General features: G+C 63.4%; 21 protein-coding genes and 3 tRNA genes. 10 read left to right on the plus strand and 14 right to left on the minus strand.

The genetic code is table 11. The features are described 5' to 3' along the window. Positions 1-25 precede the first annotated feature (25 nt). The gene (gene greB / locus BBA01S_RS16480; RefSeq protein ID WP_027817420.1) at positions 26-586 is read right to left on the minus strand and encodes a transcription elongation factor GreB; all 561 of its coding nucleotides are present in this window, start codon (positions 584-586) and stop codon (positions 26-28) included. Between the two features lie 174 nt (positions 587-760). Here greB and BBA01S_RS16485 point away from each other — a divergent pair. Both BBA01S_RS16485 and BBA01S_RS16490 read left to right on the plus strand, forming a co-directional pair. Further along, positions 761-837, plus strand: a tRNA-Arg gene (locus BBA01S_RS16485). A gap of 76 nt (positions 838-913) precedes the next feature. Then, positions 914-990, plus strand: a tRNA-Arg gene (locus BBA01S_RS16490). 85 nt (positions 991-1,075) lie between these two features. Here the strand turns inward: BBA01S_RS16490 and BBA01S_RS16495 are convergent. The 5 genes from BBA01S_RS16495 to BBA01S_RS16515 form a co-directional block, all read right to left on the minus strand. Then, on the minus strand, positions 1,076-1,564 hold the full coding sequence (locus BBA01S_RS16495; RefSeq protein WP_027817421.1) for a phage protein NinX family protein: 489 nt from the start codon (positions 1,562-1,564) through the stop codon (positions 1,076-1,078). A gap of 162 nt (positions 1,565-1,726) precedes the next feature. Then, positions 1,727-4,093 carry a RelA/SpoT family protein gene (locus tag BBA01S_RS16500; RefSeq protein ID WP_027817422.1) on the minus strand — a complete coding sequence of 789 codons (2,367 nt, stop codon included), beginning with the start codon at positions 4,091-4,093 and terminating at the stop codon, positions 1,727-1,729. A 102-nt stretch (positions 4,094-4,195) separates the two neighbouring features. Continuing rightward, positions 4,196-4,399, minus strand: coding sequence for a DNA-directed RNA polymerase subunit omega (gene rpoZ, locus BBA01S_RS16505; protein ID WP_027817423.1), 204 nt, complete (start codon positions 4,397-4,399; stop codon positions 4,196-4,198). 39 nt (positions 4,400-4,438) lie between these two features. After that, on the minus strand, positions 4,439-5,152 hold the full coding sequence (gene gmk / locus BBA01S_RS16510; RefSeq protein ID WP_027817424.1) for a guanylate kinase: 714 nt from the start codon (positions 5,150-5,152) through the stop codon (positions 4,439-4,441). A gap of 86 nt (positions 5,153-5,238) precedes the next feature. Further along, positions 5,239-6,171 (minus strand): YicC/YloC family endoribonuclease, encoded by a 933-nt coding sequence (locus tag BBA01S_RS16515; protein WP_027817425.1) that lies wholly within the window; start codon positions 6,169-6,171, stop codon positions 5,239-5,241. Between the two features lie 289 nt (positions 6,172-6,460). Between BBA01S_RS16515 and rph the strand changes: the two genes are divergently transcribed. The 4 genes from rph (at position 6,461) to BBA01S_RS16535 (ending at position 9,241) form a co-directional block, all read left to right on the plus strand. Beyond that, positions 6,461-7,195: a ribonuclease PH gene (gene rph, locus BBA01S_RS16520; RefSeq protein ID WP_027817426.1), complete on the plus strand. Its 735-nt coding sequence runs from the start codon at positions 6,461-6,463 to the stop codon at positions 7,193-7,195. Then, on the plus strand, positions 7,195-7,848 hold the full coding sequence (gene rdgB, locus BBA01S_RS16525; protein ID WP_042297359.1) for an RdgB/HAM1 family non-canonical purine NTP pyrophosphatase: 654 nt from the start codon (positions 7,195-7,197) through the stop codon (positions 7,846-7,848). The genes rph and rdgB overlap by 1 nt, the downstream gene beginning before the upstream one ends. Before the next feature lie 44 nt (positions 7,849-7,892). Next, positions 7,893-9,062: a radical SAM family heme chaperone HemW gene (hemW, locus tag BBA01S_RS16530; RefSeq protein WP_407668319.1), complete on the plus strand. Its 1,170-nt coding sequence runs from the start codon at positions 7,893-7,895 to the stop codon at positions 9,060-9,062. A gap of 89 nt (positions 9,063-9,151) precedes the next feature. Then, a tRNA-Ser gene (locus BBA01S_RS16535) sits at positions 9,152-9,241 on the plus strand. Between the two features lie 144 nt (positions 9,242-9,385). Here BBA01S_RS16535 and BBA01S_RS16540 read toward each other — a convergent pair. Next, a complete protein-coding gene (locus BBA01S_RS16540) occupies positions 9,386-9,682 on the minus strand; it encodes a hypothetical protein (protein WP_027817429.1) in 297 nt (98 codons plus the stop codon). 474 nt (positions 9,683-10,156) lie between these two features. Here BBA01S_RS16540 and BBA01S_RS16545 point away from each other — a divergent pair, with 474 nt between their 5' ends. From BBA01S_RS16545 to BBA01S_RS16565, 4 genes are all read left to right on the plus strand, one after another. Further along, entirely contained in the window at positions 10,157-10,369 is a 213-nt protein-coding gene (locus BBA01S_RS16545) for a hypothetical protein (protein ID WP_027817430.1), read from the plus strand. 216 nt (positions 10,370-10,585) lie between these two features. Beyond that, positions 10,586-11,080: a TonB family protein gene (locus BBA01S_RS16550; protein WP_156965972.1), complete on the plus strand. Its 495-nt coding sequence runs from the start codon at positions 10,586-10,588 to the stop codon at positions 11,078-11,080. 461 nt (positions 11,081-11,541) lie between these two features. Further along, positions 11,542-12,858: an MFS transporter gene (locus tag BBA01S_RS16560; RefSeq protein WP_027817432.1), complete on the plus strand. Its 1,317-nt coding sequence runs from the start codon at positions 11,542-11,544 to the stop codon at positions 12,856-12,858. 159 nt (positions 12,859-13,017) lie between these two features. Continuing rightward, a complete protein-coding gene (locus tag BBA01S_RS16565) occupies positions 13,018-13,197 on the plus strand; it encodes a hypothetical protein (RefSeq protein ID WP_027817433.1) in 180 nt (59 codons plus the stop codon). Between the two features lie 485 nt (positions 13,198-13,682). Here BBA01S_RS16565 and waaC read toward each other — a convergent pair whose 3' ends face one another. The 7 genes from waaC to map form a co-directional block, all read right to left on the minus strand. After that, positions 13,683-14,687, minus strand: coding sequence for a lipopolysaccharide heptosyltransferase I (waaC, locus tag BBA01S_RS16570; RefSeq protein ID WP_027817434.1), 1,005 nt, complete (start codon positions 14,685-14,687; stop codon positions 13,683-13,685). A 407-nt stretch (positions 14,688-15,094) separates the two neighbouring features. Further along, complete coding sequence (locus BBA01S_RS16580; protein ID WP_027817435.1) at positions 15,095-15,412, minus strand: YXWGXW repeat-containing protein; 318 nt, start codon at positions 15,410-15,412, stop codon at positions 15,095-15,097. Between the two features lie 248 nt (positions 15,413-15,660). Next, on the minus strand, positions 15,661-15,915 hold the full coding sequence (gene minE, locus BBA01S_RS16585) for a cell division topological specificity factor MinE (RefSeq protein WP_027795398.1): 255 nt from the start codon (positions 15,913-15,915) through the stop codon (positions 15,661-15,663). 14 nt (positions 15,916-15,929) lie between these two features. After that, positions 15,930-16,745: a septum site-determining protein MinD gene (gene minD / locus BBA01S_RS16590; RefSeq protein ID WP_027817436.1), complete on the minus strand. Its 816-nt coding sequence runs from the start codon at positions 16,743-16,745 to the stop codon at positions 15,930-15,932. A gap of 88 nt (positions 16,746-16,833) precedes the next feature. After that, positions 16,834-17,676: a septum site-determining protein MinC gene (gene minC, locus BBA01S_RS16595; RefSeq protein WP_027817437.1), complete on the minus strand. Its 843-nt coding sequence runs from the start codon at positions 17,674-17,676 to the stop codon at positions 16,834-16,836. Positions 17,677-17,895: 219 nt separating this feature from the next. Next, positions 17,896-18,441 (minus strand): GNAT family N-acetyltransferase, encoded by a 546-nt coding sequence (locus BBA01S_RS16600; protein WP_027817438.1) that lies wholly within the window; start codon positions 18,439-18,441, stop codon positions 17,896-17,898. Between the two features lie 172 nt (positions 18,442-18,613). Beyond that, positions 18,614-19,399, minus strand: coding sequence for a type I methionyl aminopeptidase (gene map, locus BBA01S_RS16605; protein WP_027817439.1), 786 nt, complete (start codon positions 19,397-19,399; stop codon positions 18,614-18,616). Between the last annotated feature and the right edge of the window lie 178 nt (positions 19,400-19,577).

The raw sequence follows: 19,577 nt of genomic DNA on the forward strand, positions 1-19,577 counted from the left end.
CTTCGAATCGCGCATAGTGGCCCGCTCAGGCCGCCCGCGGCGGATAGCGCACATCGAGCACGTCGATTGGCTCCGGGCCCGCAGGCGTGTGCAGGATCACCTGATCGCCGATCTTCGCCTTGATGAGCGCCCGCGCGATCGGCGAGACCCAGCTCACGTGCCCAACGTCCAGATCGACCTCGTCCACGCCCACGATGGTGATGGTGTGCGCTTCGCCATCCTCGGTGCCGTATTCGACAGTCGCGCCGAAGAACACCTGCTCTACGCTCTCCTGACGGCTGCTGTCGACCACCTCAGCCAGATCCAGCCGCTTGGTCAGAAAACGGATACGGCGGTCGATTTCGCGCAGCCTGCGCTTGCCGTAGATGTAGTCGCCGTTCTCGGAACGGTCGCCGTTGGACGCCGCCCACGAAACCAGCTTGACGACTTCCGGCCGCTCTTCGTCGATCAGGTGCAGCAGTTCGCTGCGCATGCGTTCGTAGCCGGCGGGCGTGATGTAGTTCTTGGCGCCCGCAGGGATCTGAGGTTGACCGGCTTCGAGATCGTCGTCGTTGTCGGTCGGTTCTTTGACAAAGGCCTTGTTCATGATGGTTCGATAGACTGCGTTGCTTGTGCGTCGGTGCGTCGTCGTGTGTCGTGGATGCGTTTGCTCGCGGCTTGCTGCACCCTTCCCCCGAGGTTACACGAAGCGCACTTTTAAACAAATCGCGATAAGGGGCTTCCCTTTTCTGAAATAGGTGCTATACTCTCCTTTCTGTGTGCGGCTGTAGCTCAGTTGGATAGAGTACTTGGCTACGAACCAAGGGGTCGTGGGTTCGAATCCTGCCAGCCGCGCCACCTATTAAGAGTTTTGCGTTAGTTTGTTGGGCGCAGATCTCAAGTAACACTGCAGTATGTAGTATCGTTTTAGCGTGCGGCTGTAGCTCAGTTGGATAGAGTACTTGGCTACGAACCAAGGGGTCGTGGGTTCGAATCCTGCCAGCCGCGCCACCTCTCGAAGGGCCTTCCTGATTCAGGAAGGCCCTTTGTCTTTGTAGCGTGCTTTTTCAGCGCACTCTTCCCTGCCTTCATCGACTCAACGCGGCGGCGAGCCGATATCGCCAATCTGTGCGTCGGGCCGCGGCAAGTCCTCCACGTCGCCAACGTCGCTCGGCTCAGCGGCGAGTTCCGACTCAATACCGGTGAGCGCCTGCGGCTGGCGCAGCATCGCCTCCACCACGTCACCAAAACGGCTCTTCACGAACGCACGCAGCAACGCCTCGCGCGTCGTCGCCCCGCTTGCTTCGGCGACGTGATGACTGCCCACGAATTCGGCCACGCAGAACGCCGGCTCGCCCTCGCGCCGCTCGCGCAACTCGACACGCCTCGCACGGTCGAGCACAACGCCTGCCGCGTCCCACGATGTCGATGGCTCGAAGCGACCGTCCCAGGGCTTGCCACGGTCGTTGCCGCGCACAGCAACGGTCTCGCCGCTGTCGGTGAAGTAAATCTCGCGCACGAAGTCAGGCAGGCTACGCGCCACCCAATAGTCGAGTTCGAGACCGGTCAGATCAGCTACGTTCATGGCTTGTCCTCGTTTCCCGTTTGAAAGTGTTCGAGGGACGCAGCAAGACCGATCAGGCTCATCCAGTCTTGAGGCAGCGCCGGTTGGCCGCAGAAGGTCGGGCCAGAGAGAGACGTCAGAAACGACACGGGCGACCTGAACAGGCCGCCCGTTTAAACCGCATCAATAATCCGCGCGTTCGCGATCGATCCGCATGCCGCCGTCGTGGCGATGATGCCCTTCGTCGCTAGGCCGCTCGCGCGTGATGCGCATGACGTCCGGATTCGTGCGCACGCGGCGCATGACGTTCGCGAGATGCACGCGGTCGCTCACCTGGATCACGAAGCGCAGCATGTTCGACTCCTGCGCGAGATCGTCGTCCATGGCGATGTGCACGATGTTCGCGTCCGCCGAGGTGATATCCGCCGCCACACGTGCGAACACACCCTTCGTATTCTTCACGAGCACCTTCACGGCCACATCGAACAGGCGGCCCGGCTGCGGCGCCCACGCGACGTCGATCCAGCGGCCCGGATCGCGGCGGTGAATGCGCTGCGCCACGCGGCAGTCGGTCGTATGAATGGCCATGCCGAGGCCAATGCCGATATAGCCCATGATGTCGTCGCCCGGGATCGGGCGGCAACACGCCGAGAGCTGCACCGACATACCCTCGGTGCCCGTGATGACCACGGGCGGCGCCTGCGGCGCGTTCGGGTCGCGCGGCGGGTGATGGTGTTCCTCGTCGTCGGCGTCGAGGCCCTTCATCAGCACTTCGATGCGCTTGGCCATGACCGCCGCCACGCGCCGGCCAAGGCCGATGTCCGCGAAGATTTCCTGGCGATTCTTGTTGCCAGTCCACTGAACCAGCTTTTCCCAGGTTTCCGGCGTGACTTCCGAAAGCTGGTAGCCATAGCCCTTGAGCGCCTGGTCGACGAGACGCTCGCCCAGCTGCACGGACTCCGTGAGGCGCATCGTCTTCAGATAGTGGCGGATCGCCGAGCGCGCCTTGCCGGTACGCACGAAGCCGAGCCACGCGGGATTCGGCTTGGAATACGGTGCGGTGATGACTTCGACGATGTCGCCGCTCTTGAGCTCCGTGCGCAGCGGCAGGAGTTCGTTGTTGATCTTCACGGCGACGCACTGGTTGCCCAGGTCGCTGTGGATCGAATACGCGAAGTCGAGTGCCGTGGCGCCGCGCGGCAGCGCCATGATCTTCGCCTTCGGCGTGAACACGTAGACGGCGTCCGGGAACAGGTCGATCTTGACGTGTTCCAGGAATTCGCTGGAGTCGCCCGCCTCGCTCTGGATGTCGAGCAGCGACTTGAGCCACTGATGGGCGCGCTTTTGCACGTCGTTCAGGTCGGCGCCGCCGTTCTTGTAGAGCCAGTGCGCGGCCACGCCGGCTTCGGCGATTTCGTGCATCTTGCGCGTACGCACCTGGAACTCGATGGGCGCGCCGAACGGGCCCACGAGCGTCGTGTGCAGGGACTGATAGCCATTCACCTTGGGAATGGCGATGTAGTCCTTGAACTTGCCCGGCACGGGCTTGTAGAGCGCATGAAGCGCGCCGATGCAGGTGTAGCATTCGAGCGCCGAATCCACCACCACGCGAAAACCATAAACGTCGAGCACCTGCGAAAACGACAGCTGCTTGTCGCGCATCTTCTTATAGATGCTGAAGATGGTCTTCTCGCGGCCGGTGACTTCCGCGTCGAGCTTCGCGTCGGCGATCGCGCGCTGCACCGCCTCCAGGATCTTGCTGACCACTTCGCGGCGATTGCCGCGCGCCGCCTTCACCGCCTTTTCGAGCGTGGCGTAGCGATTCGGGTTGAAGTTCTGGAAGCTGAGATCCTGCAGCTCGCGATAGGTATTGTTCAGACCCAGGCGGTGGGCGATCGGCGCGTAAATGTCGATCGTCTCGCGCGCCACGCGGCGGCGCTTTTCCGGGGGCACCGCGCCGAGCGTGCGCATGTTGTGCAGACGGTCGGCGAGCTTCACGAGGATCACGCGCACGTCGCGCGCCATCGCGAGCAGCATCTTGCGGAAATTTTCCGCCTGCGCTTCCTCGCGATTGCGAAACTCCATCTTGTCGAGTTTCGACAGACCATCGACCAGTTCTGCGACCTTCGCACCGAAGCGTTCGGCGATTTCCGCCTTGGTCACACCCTGGTCTTCGATCACGTCATGAAGCAGCGCCGCCTGGATGGCCTGGGCGTCGAGCTTCCAGCCGGCGCAGATTTCCGCGACGGCGACGGGATGCGTAATGTAGGGTTCGCCACTCTGACGATATTGCCCGAGGTGGGCTTCGTCGCTGAAGTGAAACGCCGCCTTGATCTCCTTGATTTCCTCAGGTGTGAGGTAACCGGAAAGCGCAGCGGTCAGATTGGCGATGGAGACGACCCCGTGCTTGCGGGGCTGCTCCGGTGTTGCGGTTGGCCCGAACAGATGGCGAAACGACTGTTCGAGAACCGCGTCGATGTAATTGCGCGCAGGGCTTGAGGTCTCGGCTTCCTGGTCCACCTCGGTGGCCGGCGAGGGCGTCGTGCTCATGTTCCCCTCCGTATCAGGTCAGGCGTTGACGGTTGGCGCGCAGCGCGAATTACATGACTGGTAAAACGGGTACGGCAACTTCGATTGCACTACAAGGCGCCCTTAAACGGGTACCTTTTTCAGCATTTCCAGACCCACCTGGCCAGATGCGATTTCACGGAGCGCGACGACGGTCGGCTTGTCGCGGCTTTCGATCTTCGGCGTGTGACCTTGTGCGAGCTGGCGTGCGCGATACGTTGCGGCGAGCGCCAGTTCAAAGCGGTTCGGAATCTGTTTCAGACAATCTTCGACGGTGATGCGGGCCATGTCGGTTCCTTCTCATTCTCAGCAGGTTCTTATTCTACCTTATGTGCCCGATGCGCCGGGCTGCGGCAGGTGGATGCCGAGCTGCACGAAGAGCTCGGTGTGTCGCGCATATTGCGAAGCGAAGCGCATGCGCGTGGCGCTAACGATATTGCGCAGTTCCTGCAGCGCGGTATCGAAATTTTCGTTGATGACGACGTACTCGGATTCGCTCGCGTGCGCCATCTCGCTGCCGGCTGCCAGCAGGCGGCGCGTGATGACGTTCGGCTCGTCTTCGCCACGCTTGCGCAGGCGATCCGCGAGTGCGTCGAGCGACGGCGGCAGGATGAAGATTTCCACGGCATTGCGGAACTGCTTCTTCACCTGCTGCGCGCCTTGCCAGTCGATTTCGAGCAGCACGTCGTGGCCCTGCTTCATCTGGTCTTCGATCCACACGCGCGACGTAGCGTAGTAGTTGCCATGCACTTCCGCGCTTTCGAGGAACTCGCCTTGCGCGTGACGCGCGAGGAAGTCGTCGACGGTCGTGAAGTGATAGTGCTCGCCGTCACGCTCCTTCGAACGCGGCGCGCGCGTGGTGTACGAAATCGACAGCAGGATCGCGCTGTCTTCGGCGAGCAGCGCGTTCACGAGCGTGGACTTGCCCGCGCCCGACGGCGCGACCACCATGAAAAGATTGCCCGGATAAACGCCCGCGTACGGATTGCGCGGTTTCGTTTCAGCCTTGTGCGCACCGGATGCGCTGGTCTGGTCGGTCATGTTCGTTGCTTCCTGTTTTGCTACTTTCTTTGTTGCCCGGCACAGCGTATGTGTGCATGCGCACGCATCCACACATATGCACGCCATTATTCGAGGTTCTGCACCTGCTCGCGCATCTGTTCGATGAGGAGCTTGAGCGTCATCGACGCGTCGGCGAGTTCCTTCGCGGCGGCCTTCGAACCGAGCGTATTCGCTTCGCGGTTGAGTTCCTGCATCATGAAGTCCAGACGCTTGCCGACGCGGCCGCCCTTCTCGATCACGTGGCGCGTTTCGTTCAGGTGTGCGGTGAGACGCGACAGCTCTTCGGCGATGTCGATGCGGATGCCGTACATCGTCACTTCCTGGCGGATACGCTCGGCGACTTCGTCGCGCGAGACGTTGCCGATGTTGCCGTTCGCCGCATCGGGCGCCGCAATGCCCAGCGCTTCCTGCAAACGCTCGACGATCTTCTGCTGATGCTTGACGATCAAGTCCGGCACGAGCGGCGTGATCTTCGCGACGATCGCTTCCATCTCCGCAACATTGGCGAGCAACATGTTGGCGAGTTGCGCGCCTTCACGCGCACGCACGTCGATCAGGTCGGCGATGGCCTGCTTGCCGCAACCGAGCACCGCATCGCGCAGCACTTCGGGCGCGACGCCGCTTTCAGCCAGCACGCCGGGCCAGCGCAGAATCTCGCCGGTACGCAGGCGGCCCGATTCCGGGAACGCTTCGAGCACGGCGCGCTCCAGCACGGCCAGTTGTTCGAGCGCATCGCGATTGAGCGCGCCCGCGTTGGCGGACTGCTCGCTGCGCTGGATGTTGATGCGGATATCGACCTTGCCGCGCGAGAGCTTCTGCATCAGCATTTCGCGCAGCGTCGGCTCAACGACGCGCACGTCTTCGGGCATGCGGAAATTCAGGTCGAGAAAGCGCGAGTTCACGGTACGCAATTCGACGGAGACACTGGCGCCGCCCGTGCCCGATGCCGCAACCAGTTCGCGCGTGGCGCTGGCGTAGCCGGTCATGCTGTAAATCATGGTTCGTCTCGCGATAGAGCCGCGGCGGCGCACCTGAAAGGCGCCGGTCACGGCAAGGGGATTCGAGGCGCCCGGCGTGTACGCGTACTGTCTGTGACGCTCGATGACGCGGGGCGGAGAAAACGTATTATCCCATTTTTGGCCGCGCGCCCGCCGGAGCAGCAGTTGCGCTGAATCCGTGCGCTTGCCGTGCGATGTTCGCGCCCCACGACCGCCTCCATCGCCCGCTGCGCGAAGGCGGTAAAATTGTGTTTTGCCCTCCTTTCCGTGCCCTCGCGCACACCCCACGATGACCCAAACCATCCTGCGCCCCTCCGGCCGTGCCGCCGACCAGCTTCGCGACGTCCGCATCACCCGCCACTTCACGAAGCACGCCGAAGGCTCGGTGCTCGTCGAATTCGGCGACACGAAGGTGCTGTGCACCGCGAGCGTGTCCGAAAGCGTGCCGCCGTTCCTGCGCGATAAGGGTCAGGGCTGGCTCACCGCCGAATACGGCATGCTGCCGCGCGCCACCCACACGCGCAGCGACCGCGAAGCCGCACGCGGCAAGCAGACGGGCCGCACCCAGGAAATCCAGCGACTGATCGGCCGCGCGATGCGCGCAGTGTTCGATCTCGAAGCGCTCGGCGCACGCACCATCAACCTCGACTGCGACGTACTGCAAGCCGACGGCGGCACGCGCACGGCGAGCATCACGGGCGCGTTCGTCGCCGCCCACGACGCCGTGTCGAAACTGCTGGCCGCAGGCAAGATCGAGCGCTCGCCGATCACCGATTACGTCGCCGCGATTTCGGTGGGCGTGTACGAAGGCCTGCCCGTACTTGACCTCGATTACGCAGAAGATTCGCAATGCGACACCGACATGAACGTGGTCATCACGGGCTCGGGCGGCATGGTCGAAGTCCAGGGCACCGCTGAAGGCGCGCCGTTCTCGCGCGACGAACTCAACGCGCTGCTGGATCTCGCGCAAGGCGGCATCGCCACGCTCATCGGCATGCAGAAGGCCGCGCTGGAGATCGTGTGATGGCTGGCACGTCTGACATCGCGAGCAACGGCGCAAACAACGGCACGGGCGCGCTCGGCCGCGTCGTGCTGGCGTCGAACAACGCGGGCAAGCTGCGCGAATTCGCGGCGCTGCTCGCAGCCGCGGGCATCGAGCTCGTGCCGCAAGGCACGCTCAACGTGCCCGAAGCCGAGGAGCCGCACGCGACCTTCGTCGAGAACGCGCTCGCCAAGGCGCGTCACGCCTCGAAGCTCACCGGCCTGCCCGCCATCGCCGACGATTCCGGCCTGTGCGTGCGCGCGCTGCGCGGCGCGCCGGGCGTGTATTCGGCGCGCTATGCGCAGCTCGCGGGCGGCGAAAAGAGCGACGCCGCGAACAACGCGCTACTCGTGCAGAACCTCAAGGACCAGGCCGACCGCCGCGCGTACTACTACTGCGTGCTTGCGCTCGTGCGCCACGCCGACGACCCCGAACCGCTCATCGCGGAAGGCCGTTGGCACGGCGAAGTGATCGACGCGCCGCGCGGCGACCACGGCTTTGGCTACGACCCGTACTTCTACATTCCGGGCCTGGAAGCCACGGCTGCGGAACTCGATCCGGCACTCAAGAACGCGTCGAGCCATCGCGCGATCGCCCTGCGGCATTTGCTCGCACGGCTGGAGGAAGAAGCGTGAGCCAGCAGCACCAGACCGGCCTCGACGTCGTGCAGTCGTTCACGATGCCGGGCAGCATTCGCCTGAGCTCGCTGCCGCCGCTCTCGCTTTACGTGCATTTCCCGTGGTGCGTGCGCAAGTGCCCGTACTGCGACTTCAACTCGCACGAGTGGAAAGGCGAGCGCTTTCCCGAGGACGATTATCTCGACGCCCTGCGCGCCGACCTCGAACAGGCGCTGCCGCTCGTGTGGGGCCGCCAGGTGCATACGATCTTCATTGGTGGCGGCACGCCGAGCCTCTTGTCCGCGAAGGGGCTCGATCGCCTGCTGTCGGACGTGCGCGCGCTGCTGCCGCTCGACGCCGACGCCGAGATCACGCTCGAAGCGAATCCCGGCACATTCGAAGCCGATAAATTCGCGCAGTTTCGTGCGAGCGGCGTGAACCGGCTGTCCATCGGCATCCAGAGTTTCAACGAAGCGCATCTGAAAGCGCTCGGCCGGATTCACGATTCGGCGCAGGCGCGTCATGCCGTCGAAGTGGCGGCGAATACCTTCGACAATTTCAATCTCGACCTGATGTTCGCGTTGCCGAAGCAGACGCTCGCCGAATGTCAGGCCGATATCGAGACGGCGCTTGCCTTCGCGCCGCCGCATCTGTCGCTCTATCACCTCACGCTCGAACCGAACACGATGTTCGCGAAGTTCCCGCCCGTGCTGCCCGACGACGACCAGTCGGCGGACATGCAGGAGTGGATTCACGCGCGCACGTCCGAGGCGGGTTATGGGCGCTATGAGGTGTCGGCTTATGCGCAGCCGGGCCGGCAGAGCCGCCACAACCTCAACTACTGGCGCTTTGGCGATTACCTGGGCATTGGCGCGGGCGCGCACACCAAGCTGTCGTTCCCTAACCGCATCGTGCGCCAGATGCGCTACAAGCATCCGGCGACGTTCATCGAAGAAGCGCGCGCGGGCAAGCCGATCCAGGAAGAGCATGAAGTGAGCGCGAAGGATCTGCCGTTCGAGTTCATGCTCAATGCGCTGCGCCTCGTGGAAGGCTTCCCGGTGTATCGCTTCATGGAGCGCACCGGCCTGCCGATGACGACGATCGAGCCGCAATTGCAGGAAGCGGAGAAGCGCGGGCTGATTACGCGCGACTACGAGAAGATCGTGCCGACCGAGCTGGGCCAGCGCTTCCTCAACGATCTGCAGGAGCTGTTTTTGAAGGACGCGCAGTGATCATTCGATGATCTTTGTGCGTTGATTTGATTTGCGCCACCGGCAGACCTGCCGGTGCGCGCACATTCCAGGTTACAATGCGCGCCTCCGGAGGTGTGGCAGAGTGGTTGAATGCACCGGTCTTGAAAACCGGCGAAGGGGTAACCCTTCCGTGAGTTCGAATCTCACCGCCTCCGCCAGATGGCTTCTCTTCAACCGTCTGGTTTCTTCTGAATCAATCCCCCAAACGCCCGCCAGATAAGGCTGTCCGCTGATCCCTTGAAAAGGGATGGTCTGCTTTTGTCGCCTTCAGTCGTAACGCTTTGGCGAATCGCATTCATCGCTTACTCGGTTGGCGGCTTGGGCGTGTCCCACTCCATCGGCGCTTCGGTTGTTATCTGCAAGCGGGCGCGCAGTTCAGGATGCGCTATCGCCTGAACCAATATCGCCATCCCGCCAAGCTTTCGTGCATCTTCGTCCGTAACGGGCGCATCGGAGTTCTCGGGTGCGTCTGGCGGAATGGTGAGCGCCATGCCCCGCTCAATTGCCGACTCCACACGAGACCGAGGTATGGTGCAAATTTTCAATTGCTGTGTGTCCGCGTCATAGAAAACGATGCTTGCTCTTTCTGGCTTGCTCAATTCAATATCCCCTGCAGGTCTGAAATTTGGCGAATGCACGCTCTGTACAAGCCGCGTAAGTACGTGGGTCGCGATACATAGCTCCAGCAGCCTGACATTGCTCCATGTCTAGTGCGCCGGTCGCCTTCGATCCGCCTCAGTTCATCGCCGCGCGCGAAGCGCAGCCACTCTCCTGAAGGAGTGCGATAGTCGTCCACCGGTACGAGCTCGCAGCTCCATGAGCCGATATCAAGCGGTACGGTCAGTCCGTTATATGACATGGGCCGCCTCCTGTTCGATCAGAGGCGGACATAACTAACACGCACGACGACGCGAGACTTTGCGCCAGATAAAGCTCCAGTGATTCGATGCGTATTCAATTTAAGGGTCGCACTCAATTTTCGACTTCATACGGCCCAGCTACTACGCGGTATTTGACTAGGTGAAAACCCTAGTATTGCGGTAAAATCCCAACCTTCGAAGGGATCAGCCGCCATGCCGCACCGTTACCAACTGCTTGAAAAGTTTGCTTTTTCTATCGTCGTCCTGTTTGCCGTGATGTGCTCCAGCTACATCGCGTGGGAAACCTCGCCTGATCTGCGCGAGAACGTCCAGGTCGGCAAGGAGCTGTTCCTGAAGAGCGGCGAATACTCGTACGCCTGCTCGACGGTCGTGGCCGATCCCTGCGCGCAATTCCCGGTTGAATAAGCGCTGCGGCGTCGCACGCCGCTAGCGCTCTTCGCGTCGCCCTTTCCCTCGCGACGCTCACCGCCTCACCTGCCTCTCCCAGCAAGCCACGCTACACCCTGCCCGCCATCGATGGTCATGCGGCAGGGGTGACTGCGGATTGATTCCCCTCGCGTTTGAACTAAGCTCGAATCTGTCTCGCCACCGAGCCTGTTCGCCATGCTCATCTGCGCCCGCATGCGCAACGGCCTTGCCGCCGTGAGCGCCGCCGCCCTCCGCCGCCTCGGCCCGGCTCTTTTGCTTGCGCTCGCAAGCGCCTGCACGATCACACCGCCGCCTCGACCGCTGCTCATCATTCCGCCGCAGGCCATCAACAGCACGACGCTTGACGACTATCGCGCGCAGGTCGCGAGGCGCATCATCGAGCGCAATCCGTCCTCTGTCCTGCGCGGCACGCCTCAGGCGATGCTGCGCTCGCTCGTGGTCGTGTCGTTCACGGTCAACCGCGAAGGTCAGGTCGTGAAGTCGTCGGTCTATCGCACCAATGGCGACGACGATGCGGAGACCACCGCGCTCGCCACCCTGCGCCGCGCGCAGCCACTGCCGGCGCCGCCGCCGCGCCTGCTCAACTCGGCCGGACAGATCGAGCTGTTCGAGGATTGGCTGTTCAACGACGACGGCAAGTTCCAGCTACGCACGCTGGCCTCGCCGCAGGCGCAGAACTTCAACTGAACGTCGCTTGATCGCAGCCTGAACGGCGCAGAAACACCGGCCGCAAACCTTGCGGCCGCCTTGCTGCGCGCAGCCCGCGCTCGTTATAATTTTTCGCTATCCCCTGCCGGCTTCATGCTGGCGCCGCCTGCACGCCGCGTCACCCACGCCGCGCCGCAGCGCCTTCAGACCGTGTTTCGCGCCCGCTTCGCGCCTATCGGCGCACGCGCCTGCCGGTTCCCGCTTTCGCGCGCACAGTTGCCGCTGTGCGATGCATACTGACGAATCGTTGCCGGATCAAGGATCCCGCCGTGGCGCTGTTCGCGCCTCGCGCCGCCCTGCCCGCTTCGAGCTTTGAACAAAGACGCCCGCGCCGCGCCTCACGCCTGCCGGTTTGTCGATCTGCCGATCCGTCGCCAGACCGATCGAACCGCCGCCGACAAGGCCCGCCAGCGTGCGTCACAACGACTGGAGACCCTTCGATGTCCACCTCACCGCTTTCGTCGGCGAGCGCCGATCAGCCCGATGCCGCGCGCCAGCAGAGCACGGCGCGCGTGATCTTCGCGAGCTTCATCGGCACCGCGATCGAGTTCTACGACTTCTATGTGTATGCAACGGCCGCCGCGCTCGTGATCGGCCCGGTGTTTTTTCCGCATGGCTCGGCCACGGCGCAGGCGCTCTCGGCTTTCGTGACGTTTGGCATCGCCTTCGTCGCGCGCCCGATCGGCTCGTTCCTGTTCGGCCATTTCGGCGACCGCATCGGCCGTAAATCGACGCTGGTGGCCTCGCTGCTCGTGATGGGACTCTCCACCACGCTGATCGGCTTCGTGCCCGGTTACGACTCGATCGGCAGCCTCGCGCCGATCCTGCTGTGCGTGCTGCGCTTCGGCCAGGGCATCGGTCTGGGCGGCGAATGGGGCGGCGCGGCGCTGCTCGCCACCGAATACGCGCCGCAAGGCAAGCGCGGCTGGTTCGGCATGTTTCCGCAGCTCGGGCCGTCAGTGGGCTTTCTCGCTTCGAACGGCCTGTTCTTCGGCCTCGCCTCGACGCTCTCCGACCAGCAGTTCCGCGACTGGGGCTGGCGCGTGCCGTTCATCGTCTCGGCGGTGCTCGTGGCGCTCGGCCTTTACGTGCGCCTGAAGATCGCCGAAACGCCCGCGTTCAAGGCCGCCATCGAGCGCGAGGAGCGCGTCAAGGTGCCGGTTGCGACGCTGCTCGGCAACTACTGGTGGCCGACGATTCTTGGCGCGCTCGCGATGGTGGTCTGCTACACGCTGTTCTACAACGCGACGGTGTTCTCGCTTTCGCACGGCGTGACGGCGCTGCATATCCCGCGTCCGACTTTCCTCGGCATGCTGTGCATCGCGGTGGTGTTCATGGGCATTGCCACGCCGATTTCGGCGGCTTTGAGCGATCGCTTCGGCCGCCGGCCAGTGCTGATCGTCGGCTGCATCCTGGCGATTCTGTCTGGCTTCACGATGCAGCCACTGCTCGGCAGCGGCTCGCTGCCGCTCGTGCTGCTGTTCCTCGTGATCGAGCTGTTCCTGATGGGCGCGACTTTCGCCCCGATGGGCGCGCTGCTGCCCGAGCTGTTCCCGACGAGCGTGCGCTATACCGGCGCGGGCGTCGCGTACAACCTGGGCGGGATTCTGGGCGCGTCGGTGGCGCCGTATATCGCGCAGCAACTGGCCGCGCGCGGCGGGCTGTCGTGGGTGGGCGCGTATGTGTCGATTGCGGCCTGCGTGAGCCTCGTCGGCGTGCTGTGCATGCGCGAGACGCGTCATACGTCGCTGACCTGATCCAGCCATGCAGTAGAAACAAAAAAGCGGAGTCCGCCTGGCGGGCTCCGCTTTTTTTGTTCACTGGAGGCGCGCGTGCGGCGTGCCTATACTCGACTCAACACGCCCGAATCCGCATGAATCGACAAGGTCTGCGCAGCCGCGCACGGGAGGCCGACGATGAACCTGCATCTAAGCAACGCCGATGTCGTCCTGATGATCGCCCTTGCGCTGGGCATCTCCCTGTTCCTTGCCTTCCGGTTGCGCACGGCTACGTGGCGTGCCGTCCTGATCGAAGCGCTGGTGGCAAACATCGCCGCTGTCGCGGCGGTCGTCGCCGTCGAGATGCTGCTCGCGTGACGCATGCTGTCGAGCGTCTCATGCGTCGCCGCGCGCAGCGTGGCGATCATTGATAGTAGTAACCGTGGTGATAGCCGCCACCGTATCCGCCGCCCGGCACGACGATGCAGCCAGTCAGCGACGCCGCAAGTACAGCACCCGCAATCAGGGTAAGCGCCAATCGTTTCACTTCGTTCTCCCATCGAGTCAATGTCTGTTGTCCTGCCCTGCTGCCGTGCCTCGCATGGCGGGCGGTGGACAGTTCAGATTGGACACGACGGAGCCACCCCAAGGCGTTGCAATTTGTAAGTAGCAGTGTGGCCCGTGTTACAGCGCCCACGCCCGGGCGCGCAGCGACGTGCGATCCACGCCGCATCGTGCACGCAACCGCGACACTTTTAACAAGTTCCTAATCGAATCGCTGCGCGATTTCACGCGCGCATCAATGAAAACGGCCCGCTCGTCTGCATGAGACGAGCGGGCCGTACGAAGCAGGATGCGCGCTATCAGGCAGCCGTCACAGCCGGGCCTTTCGATGCATCGCCCGTGCGTGCGGGATAGACGCGATCGACGGCGTCGAGCGCCACCGAAACCGGCGGCACATGATGACCGTCGCCAATCGAGATCGAGCGATCCGGTGCACGCACGCCAAGGTGTTCGGCATTGGTCGCAATGAAGATCATCACGGTGGGCTTGAGCAGCGCGTGGCCCAGGTGCACGAAGCCGGTGTCCGTTCCGACCACGAGCGCGCTGTCCTCGATGCGCTGCGCCACCTGCGTGACCGTCAGGCGCGGCAGGATCGTCGCGCCGGGCACGAGTGCCGCGATCTCCTTCGCCGTTGCGTGCTCGGCGTCCGAGCCCCACGGCAGCTCGATACGCAAGCCGCGCTTGACCAGCTCGTTGCACAGCTCGCCCCAGTGCGCGACGGGCCACTTCTTCTCTTCCTTCGAGGTCGCGTGGAAGATCAGCGCAGTGGGCGCATCGGGCGCGGGCAGCGCATTGCCGTCGCGCGGAATGCGCATCTGGAAATCGGGCGGCGTGTCGACGGTATAGCCGAGTGCCTCGCCCGTGCTGATGCGCATGCCAAGCCACGCATCGCACTTCGGACGCGGCCCGAAGCGGCCGTTATAGGCGAACGCCGCACCCTGCTCGCCGAGATCCTGCGCGAGATAGCCAAAGCGGCGCTTGCCGCGCGCGATGAAGGCGATGATGGCGCTCTTGTAGACGCCGTGAATGTCGATGATGGCGTCGTAGCGTTCGCGGCGCAGATCGGCGATCGAATCCCAGATCGCCTTGAAGTCGCTCCAGCGACGCGCCTTCTTGAAGCGGCGCAGCGGCGCGCAGAGCACGCGGTCGATGCCTTCGTTCCAGTGCACGATCTCCGCGAAGGCGTCATCCACGGCCCAATCGACCTTGACGCCGGGGAATTTGCGCTGAACATCGGCGACGACGGGAAGGGCCTCGACGACGTCGCCAAGCGAGGTCACCTTGACTATCAAAACTCGTTTCATTGTGCTGCGGACGCTGAGGCCCGATTTCGATGATTTGCCGGCATTTTTCCCGAGATTCTAGCGGACGGAGGCGTTCGCAACAGGCGAATTCTGCGAACGTTGGCGGATTTCATCGGGCCCCGCTTTGGCAAAGGCGAAAAAAAACCCGGCGGCATGCCGAGGGTCGATGACTCGAACCGCTGACATGCGCCGGGTCTGGCGCGGCTTTGCCGATCCAGGCCAGCGTGCCTGTCACCAAAATCAATAGATCACGACGGGCGCGGGACGCACGTACATGGGCCGCGCGGGAACGACGACGCAGCCGGCAAGCACGATCGCGAGCGCCGCCGCAGCGAGCAGTTTTCTGCTCATGATGTTTCTCCTTGCCGATGAAACCGGTTAAGCAAAGTCAGCGAACTCAAGCAAACTTAAGCGGCCCAGTGGCCTTCGACCCAATGCCAGTTCGGGCCGTGAGCGATCCAGTGGCCCGGCACCCAGTGGTAGCCCACGCGTTCGGCTTGCCAGTGGCCGGCGATCCACACGTAGCGGCCGTGATCCCAGCGCCAGTGGCCCTTGTCCCAGGCGTAGCCGACGCGCGGCGCGGGCACGACTTCGACACGCTCGACGGGCGGCGGCGCGCTCGGCTCGACAACGACGATTTCGGCGAAAGCCGGCGCAGCAACGGCGCACGTACCCGCAGCGACGACAGCGGCCTTGGCGATAAGCAGGCGGATTGAATTGTTCATGTTGGTCACCCTTCGAGTAGGACGCCATGAGTGGCGTTACCCGATCAATGCGCGAGCGTGCGAGTGCGCTGACAGCGGCCGTGTAACCGCGACGGGTGAAGTGAAACCGAATATTTCGGTAAGGTAAGGAATGCTGCGCGGGGTCTGCGCGGCGCGTGCGGAAGACGCGCCAGATGCGCTACATACAGCGATACGAGACGAGTGCGGCACGCGTCAAAACACACGACGCGCCGCACTCTCCACGCAGGTCAGGCCTGCGGAATCTCGATCTTGACCTCAAGCACTTCGAGGTCGTCCTGGCGTTCCAGGCTCACGCGAATGTCTTCATCGGAGATCTTCACGTACTTGGAGATCACGGCGACGAGTTCGCGTTGCAGGGCCGGCAGGTAATCGGCGGGCGGATGGCCGCCTGCGCGCTCGTGAGCGATGATGAGCTGCAGGCGTTCCTTCGCTACCGAGGCGGACTTCTTCTTTTCGCCGAGAAAAAACGAAAGAAACGACATGACGTGCGCCTCCCTTACTTGCTACCGAACAGGCGCTGCAGGAGCCCCGGCTTCTGGTAATCGGTGAAGCGAAGCGCCTTGTCTTCGCCGAGAAAGCGCGCCACGACGTCCTTGTAGGCTTCGGCGACGTCGGTGCCGTCCAGATGGACGGCGGGCAGCCCCTGGTTCGATGCGTGCAGCACCGCTTCCGATTCGGGAATCACGCCGATCAGCTCGATGCGCAGGATTTCCGAGATATCCGCGAGCGAAAGCATTTCGCCTTCGTTCACGCGCTTCGGGCTGTAGCGCGTAATCAGCAGGTGCTCCTTGATCGGATCCTTGCCGTCGATCGCGCGCTTCGTCTTCGACGACAGCATGCCGAGGATACGGTCGGAGTCGCGCACCGACGACACTTCCGGATTCGTCACGATGAGCGCTTCGTCGGCGAAGTGCATCGCCAGCATCGCGCCCGATTCGATACCCGCCGGCGAATCGCAGACGATGTATTCGAAGTCCATCTTGCGCAGGTCTTCGATCACCTTCTCCACGCCTTCCTTCGTGAGCGCGTCTTTATCGCGCGTCTGCGAAGCCGGCAGGATGAAAAGGTTTTCGCACTTCTTGTCCTTGATCAGCGCCTGGTTGAGGTTCGCCTCGCCCTGGATCACGTTGATCAGGTCGTACACGACGCGGCGCTCGCAACCCATGATGAGGTCGAGATTGCGCAGGCCGACGTCGAAGTCGATGACCGCGGTTTTATGGCCACGCAACGCGAGGCCCGATGCGAAACTCGCGCTCGTGGTCGTTTTGCCAACGCCACCCTTGCCCGAAGTCACCACAATGATTTTTGCCATTCCCTTACCTTGCGTTCGTCAGTTTCCCAGTTTGGTCTCATCGCGTGCCGCTAGCACGCTGCGCGTTTTGCAACGCGCAGGCGGCGACTCAGGTGAGCCTCAACGGTTCGATCAACAGCTTTTCTTCGTCGAGCCGGATTTGCGCCGGCTTGCCACGCACGTCGTCTGAGAGAGGAACTTCAGTGGTACGGTAGATACCCGCAATCGAAATGAGTTCCGCTTCGAGACTCGTGCAGAAAATACGTGCGTCGTGGTTGCCGTGCACGCCCGCAAGCGCGCGGCCACGCAACGGCGCGTAAATATGGATGTTGCCTTCGGCGATCACTTCCGCGCCGTTCGACACCATGCCGAGCACCACCAGGTCGCCCTTCGCATAGACACGCTGCCCCGAACGCAGCGGACGGTCGACGACGAGCGTCGCCGCGCGCGGCGCATTGCGCGTGTCGGCATCGGCGTCGCCCGCGGTGGCGGCGAGTTCGGTCGCGTCCTGCGTGGGGTCGGCGGGGAAGAGTTCGGGCTGGGCGGCGCTGGTAACGTTCGCGCTCGCGTTGGGTGCGTCGGCGGCGTTGTCTTCGGCTTCGCTCTTTGCAGCAGCGTTGCCGCCCGCCACGCGCTTGTCGCGCGCTTCGAGAAACGGCAGGCCCGCTTCGGCGGCCCAGCCATGCTGTTCGGGCAGCGCGACCACGCCCACGGGGCGCATGCGCACGCTTTCGAGCAGACGGGCGATGTCGCCGAGCGCGACCTGCTCGCCGTCGGCGAGACGGCGCAGGTCGATGGCCACCGTGTCGTTGGCGAAGAATTCCGGCGTCGCCTCGAAGCGCCGCGTGAGTTCGGCGCGCATCGCATCGAGTTCAGTCGTTTTGACCACGAATAGCAGCGTATCGACTGAACCGCTCTTCAGTTCAAAATATGGCGATTTCTTGGGCGACATGGCGATCGGCGAAAAATTTTGCGTATTTTACAGGCGTCGACGCGCACGGCCATTATTTTTAATGGCCCAAAATGCTGCAACGAAGGGAATCACAAAAGAACGGCGTGAAAAGCGCCAGAGGGAAGCCGCCAACCAACGCGCGGCATGCGCGTCAGGGCGGGAAAAACCGGCGCAACAACTTCAAAACCAGGGCGTGTTCATCGCACGCCGGTTGCACACTCACTGCGCGGACGCAGCAGGCTCGGCGGGCGCAGCGCCGGCAAGATCGCGCATCAGCAGCGTTTCCCATTGCTCGGGTGTCTGCGTGCTGCGCGCGTGATCGCCGGTCGCGACAAAACCCATGCGCTCGTAGAAGCGCATCGCGGTCGTGTTGCTGTCGGTCACCCACGCATAGATCTGGTTGGCGCCTTCGCTCGTGAGCCAGTCGATGGCCGCGTTGACGAGCAGCTCGCCGCCGCGCAGATGCCGCACCGCCGGCGCCACCCACAACGCGAACACGAACGCCCGGCGCGCGGGCGCGCTCTCGAAGTTCGCGCCGATCAGGCCGGCCGGATGGCCTTCCGTGTAGAGGATGAACGAGGTGGCGGTATGCGAATCCGCATGACGGGCGGCCGCGGCATCAAAGACGGCCGCATCGGCAGACAAGGCGTCTTCGAGCGAGTCGCCGAACGCGTAAGGCGCATCGCGCAGCGAAGCAGTTCGAAGCTCGCGGAGCACGGCACCCTGATCGGCATCGATACGGCGAACGGTCAGTGACGGACTCATGCAGTCGTAAACCCCAATAAAGCACTAACGCGTAGCTTTAACCGAACTGGCCAGAGAGTCAAATCCTTATTTGACAAAAAAGTTCCTTGAACGCCGCGCGCGCGGCGCTTGACAGACTGGCCGACAGACCTCACAGGCCGCTGGATAGCGGCACTGCGAGCAGTGACTGCCCTCACGGGGCTTCGTACGCGCCCGTGCCGTCCGGCCAGGGCGTGAGCAGTTCATAGCCGTCGTCGGTGACGGCGACCATGTGTTCCCACTGCGCGGAAAGCGAACGATCCTTCGTCACGACAGTCCAGCCATCGCGCTGCACCGCGGTGCCCGCGCGTCCCGCATTGACCATCGGCTCGATCGTGAAGACCATGCCGGGCTTCAGGCGCACGCCCTGCCCCGGCTGGCCATAGTGCAGCACCTGCGGCTCCTCGTGATACACCTTGCCGATGCCGTGGCCGCAGTACTCGCGCACGATCGAGAAACCATCGGCCTGCGCGCGCCGCTGGATCGCGTGGCCGACGTCGCCGAGCGTGGCGCCCGGCTTCACCTCGCGAATGCCCGCGAGCATCGCTTCGTAAGTCGTGTCGATCAGCTGGCGGCCCACCGAGCTCGGCGTGCCGACCGTGTACATGCGGCTCGTGTCGCCGAAATAGCCGTCCTTGATCACGGCCACGTCGATGTTGATGATGTCGCCGTCCTTGAGCACTTCGTTGCGGCTCGGAATGCCGTGGCAGACCACGGAATTGACGGACGTGCAGATCGTCTTGGGGAAGCCGAGATAACCGACGTTGGCCGGCACGGCCTTGAGCGTATTGACGATGAAGTCGTTGCAGATTGCGTCGAGATCGTCGGTGGAGACGCCGGGCTTGACGTGTTCGCCGATCATGGCGAGCACGTCGGCGGCGAGCCGGCCGGAAATGCGCAGGCGCTCGATGTCGCCGGCGGATTTGTAGGTGATAGCCATTTGAGAACCAAAGTGGGCGCGACGGCGCACGTTGCGCCGCGCAGCGAATTCAGGGGAGCGCCGCTCGAAGGCGCCATTGTACCGGGCCGCCTGCGCACGCCGGACCGGCGATATTCGGATACGTCCGATTGTCCGGGCGCAAGCCGCCAACAAGAATGGGAAATATCTTACAACGACG

This window comes from Paraburkholderia bannensis NBRC 103871 (assembly GCF_000685015.1).
GTDB lineage: Bacteria > Pseudomonadota > Gammaproteobacteria > Burkholderiales > Burkholderiaceae > Paraburkholderia > Paraburkholderia bannensis.

Coding starts and splice junctions, on each gene's coding strand:
- BBA01S_RS16560 (WP_027817432.1), top strand. CDS start 11,542: ATGTCCACCTCACCGCTTTCGTCGGCGAGCGCCGATCAGCCCGATGCC.
- rpoZ (WP_027817423.1), bottom strand. CDS start 4,399: ATGGCCCGCATCACCGTCGAAGATTGTCTGAAACAGATTCCGAACCGC.
- BBA01S_RS16515 (WP_027817425.1), bottom strand. CDS start 6,171: ATGATTTACAGCATGACCGGCTACGCCAGCGCCACGCGCGAACTGGTT.
- BBA01S_RS16495 (WP_027817421.1), bottom strand. CDS start 1,564: ATGAACGTAGCTGATCTGACCGGTCTCGAACTCGACTATTGGGTGGCG.
- BBA01S_RS16600 (WP_027817438.1), bottom strand. CDS start 18,441: ATGAGTCCGTCACTGACCGTTCGCCGTATCGATGCCGATCAGGGTGCC.
- BBA01S_RS16545 (WP_027817430.1), top strand. CDS start 10,157: ATGCCGCACCGTTACCAACTGCTTGAAAAGTTTGCTTTTTCTATCGTC.
- minD (WP_027817436.1), bottom strand. CDS start 16,745: ATGGCAAAAATCATTGTGGTGACTTCGGGCAAGGGTGGCGTTGGCAAA.
- minE (WP_027795398.1), bottom strand. CDS start 15,915: ATGTCGTTTCTTTCGTTTTTTCTCGGCGAAAAGAAGAAGTCCGCCTCG.
- gmk (WP_027817424.1), bottom strand. CDS start 5,152: ATGACCGACCAGACCAGCGCATCCGGTGCGCACAAGGCTGAAACGAAA.
- waaC (WP_027817434.1), bottom strand. CDS start 14,687: ATGAAACGAGTTTTGATAGTCAAGGTGACCTCGCTTGGCGACGTCGTC.
- map (WP_027817439.1), bottom strand. CDS start 19,399: ATGGCTATCACCTACAAATCCGCCGGCGACATCGAGCGCCTGCGCATT.
- hemW (WP_407668319.1), top strand. CDS start 7,893: ATGCCGGGCAGCATTCGCCTGAGCTCGCTGCCGCCGCTCTCGCTTTAC.
- BBA01S_RS16580 (WP_027817435.1), bottom strand. CDS start 15,412: ATGAACAATTCAATCCGCCTGCTTATCGCCAAGGCCGCTGTCGTCGCT.
- rdgB (WP_042297359.1), top strand. CDS start 7,195: ATGGCTGGCACGTCTGACATCGCGAGCAACGGCGCAAACAACGGCACG.
- rph (WP_027817426.1), top strand. CDS start 6,461: ATGACCCAAACCATCCTGCGCCCCTCCGGCCGTGCCGCCGACCAGCTT.
- minC (WP_027817437.1), bottom strand. CDS start 17,676: ATGTCGCCCAAGAAATCGCCATATTTTGAACTGAAGAGCGGTTCAGTC.
- BBA01S_RS16565 (WP_027817433.1), top strand. CDS start 13,018: ATGAACCTGCATCTAAGCAACGCCGATGTCGTCCTGATGATCGCCCTT.
- BBA01S_RS16550 (WP_156965972.1), top strand. CDS start 10,586: ATGCGCAACGGCCTTGCCGCCGTGAGCGCCGCCGCCCTCCGCCGCCTC.
- BBA01S_RS16500 (WP_027817422.1), bottom strand. CDS start 4,093: ATGAGCACGACGCCCTCGCCGGCCACCGAGGTGGACCAGGAAGCCGAG.
- greB (WP_027817420.1), bottom strand. CDS start 586: ATGAACAAGGCCTTTGTCAAAGAACCGACCGACAACGACGACGATCTC.